Origin of the sequence: Pseudonocardia sp., from assembly GCF_025965585.1 — a bacterium.
Taxonomy (GTDB): domain Bacteria; phylum Actinomycetota; class Actinomycetes; order Mycobacteriales; family Pseudonocardiaceae; genus Pseudonocardia.
The window spans coordinates 1-2,764 of sequence record NZ_JAOPWR010000264.1; the positions used below are offsets into that span (position 1 = coordinate 1).

General features: G+C 74.6%; 3 protein-coding genes and 1 pseudogene. All 4 read left to right on the top strand.

Annotated features, from left to right (window positions below):
• Positions 1-375: pseudogene (locus JWR81_RS16850) on the top strand (cytochrome ubiquinol oxidase subunit I); the annotation flags it as partial.
• A gap of 19 nt (positions 376-394) precedes the next feature.
• The gene (serB, locus tag JWR81_RS16855) at positions 395-1,630 is read left to right on the top strand and encodes a phosphoserine phosphatase SerB (RefSeq protein ID WP_297653026.1); all 1,236 of its coding nucleotides are present in this window, start codon (positions 395-397) and stop codon (positions 1,628-1,630) included.
• Between the two features lie 34 nt (positions 1,631-1,664).
• Positions 1,665-2,390, top strand: coding sequence for a peptidyl-tRNA hydrolase (locus tag JWR81_RS16860; RefSeq protein WP_297653029.1), 726 nt, complete (start codon positions 1,665-1,667; stop codon positions 2,388-2,390).
• A 12-nt stretch (positions 2,391-2,402) separates the two neighbouring features.
• A complete protein-coding gene (locus JWR81_RS16865) occupies positions 2,403-2,738 on the top strand; it encodes a carboxylesterase family protein (protein WP_297653031.1) in 336 nt (111 codons plus the stop codon).
• The last annotated feature ends 26 nt before the right edge of the window (positions 2,739-2,764 follow it).

Sequence of the window (2,764 nt, forward strand, 5' to 3'; positions counted from 1 at the left end):
TACCTGCCCACCGACGGGTTCACCACGCTCAACATGATCAGCTCGATCGGAGCGTTCGTGCTCGGGGCGTCCACGCTGCCGTTCATCTGGAACGTCTTCAAGAGCTACCGCTACGGCAAGGTCGTCATGGTCGACGACCCGTGGGGCTTCGGCAACTCGCTGGAGTGGGCCACCTCCTGCCCGCCGCCGCGGCACAACTTCACCGAGCTGCCCCGCATCCGCTCCGAGCGGCCGGCGTTCGAGCTGCACTACCCGCACCTCGTCGAGCGCTTCCGGGCGGAGGCCCACGCCGGTGGCCACCCGCAGGTGGCGGAGATCGTCACGCAGGGCGTCGGTAAGGAGTCGCAGCCGAACGGTGACCCCAAGGCTCGCTGAGCAGCGGCCTCCCGCGACGATGACAGGTGACACCAGCGTCCTGATCACGGTCACCGGCCCCGACCGGCCGGGTGTGAGCTCGGTGCTCTTCGGCGCCCTCACCCGGCACGGGGTCGACCTGCTCGACATCGAGCAGGTCGTGATCCGCGGGCGGCTCACGCTCGGCGCGCTGGTGGCCGCGCACCACGATCCCGAGGGTCTCCAGGAGGCCGTCGAGCAGGCCATGGCGAGCATCGGGATGCAGGTGCACACCTCCCTGGAGGCGCACGACGACACGGGTGCCCGCCGCCACTCCACGCACGTGGTGGTGGTGATCGGCCGTCCCATCACCGCGCGCGCGTTCGGGTCCATCGCCCAGGCGCTCGCCGACGTGGGCGCCAACATCGACTCCATCCGCCGCGTGGCCGACTATCCGGTCACCGGACTGGAGCTGATGGTGTCGCCGGAGCCCGACAAGGGCTCGGAGAGCTACCCGCCCGGCACGCTGCGGGCCCGGCTGGTCGAGGTGGCCAGGACGGCGGGCGTCGACGTCGCAGTGGAACGGGCAGGCCTGGGCCGCCGCAGCAAGCGGCTCATCGTCTTCGACGTCGACTCCACGCTAGTGCAGGGCGAGGTCATCGAGATGCTGGCCGCACGGGCCGGCGCCGAGGCCCAGGTCAAGGCCGTCACCGAGGCCGCGATGCGCGGTGAGCTGGACTTCGCCGAGTCGTTGCGCCGTCGCGTGGCCGTGCTGGCCGGGCTCCCCGAGACCGTGCTCGCCGAGGTCGCGTCCGAGCTGGAGCTGACCCCCGGCGCCCGCACCACCATCCGCACGCTCAAGCGCCTCGGCTTCCGCTGCGGCGTCGTCTCCGGCGGGTTCACGCGCGTGATCTCCGGCCTGGCCGAGGAGCTGGGCCTGGACTTCTGCGCCGCCAACGAGCTGGAGGTGGTCGGCGGGCGGCTCACCGGCAAGGTGGTGGGCGAGATCGTCGACCGTCCCGGCAAGGCCGTCGCCCTGCGCCGGTTCGCCGAGACGTTCGGCGTTCCGCTGGAGCAGTGCGTGGCGGTCGGCGACGGGGCCAACGACATCGACATGCTCTCCACCGCCGGGCTGGGCATCGCGTTCAACGCCAAGCCGGCGCTGCGCGAGGTGGCCGACACCGCGCTCTCGCACCCCTACCTCGACGTCGTGCTGTTCGTCCTGGGCATCACGCGCGACGAGGTGGAGCGGGCCGACGCGGCGGAGGGCGTGGTCCGGCGCGTCCCCATCGCATGACCGCCGGCGTGCTCCTCCCCGCCGAGGCGGCGTCATGACAGCGGTCCTCTCCCCGCTCGCCGCCCGGTACGCCACCGCTGACGTCGTCATCCCGCCCGAGCCCGACGGCGTCACCCGCGCGATGCCGATCGTCCTGCGGCTGGAACGCCCGCCCGCCCCGCGCACGCCGGTGCTGGAGGCCGCCGCGGCCGCGGCGCTCGCGCTGTGCCTGGACCCCCGTGCCGAGCCCGGCGGCGAGTGGCACGACGGCGTCACCACGTGGGTCGCGAGCCGGATCCGCAAGATCGCCCGCCGGGCCCGTGGCGCCCACTGGGAGGCCGTGCAGGAGCTGCCCGGCGTCACGTGGAGCGTCGACCTCGGGCGGGGCGCAGACGGGTCCGACCTCGGCACGGCCGAGGCCCGCGCGCTGCTCCCCGGCCCCGTCGACGACGTGCCCCGCGCCGTGTCGCGACTGCAGATCGGCGGCACCGACCTCGACCCCGACGATCCGGGCCCGCCCCCGCCGGGGATGCCGGTGATCTGGGTGAACGCCGGGCTGCACATGACGGTGGGCAAGGCCGCCGCCCAGGTCGGGCACGCGTCGATGCTCTACGCGGCCGCCCACGGGCTGACGGAGGTGCCCGCGTTCGCGGTGCGCGACGCCGGCCCGGACCGGTGGGCCGAGCTGACCGCGGCGGTGGAGCGCGGCGAGGCCGTCCCCGTCCGGGACGGCGGCTTCACCGAGGTCGCGCCCGGCACCACGACCTGCATCGCCCGGTAGCGGAGGCCGGCCATGCCCGACGTCACGACCAGCAGCGGCGTGGTGCGGGGTGTGGAGGAGGACGACCTCGTCGCCTGGCGCGGCATCCCCTACGCCGCCTCCACCGCCGGCCACCGGCGGTTGCACGCCCCGCAGCCCCGCCGTCGTGGACGGGCGTGCGCGACGTGTCCCGGTTCGGCGCGGTCCCGCCGCAGGCGCGGGCCCTGGCGCTGCTGGGGGGCCCGGCGCACCCCGATGGGCGAGGACTGCCTGAGCGTCGACGTGCTGCGCCGGGCCACGGACCGCGTGGAGTGCGACCCGCGCCGGGCGCGCCGGCAGGCCTGGACGGGGTACGCGAACCACCGCTGACCGGCGCGACCTACTCTGCCGCTCAT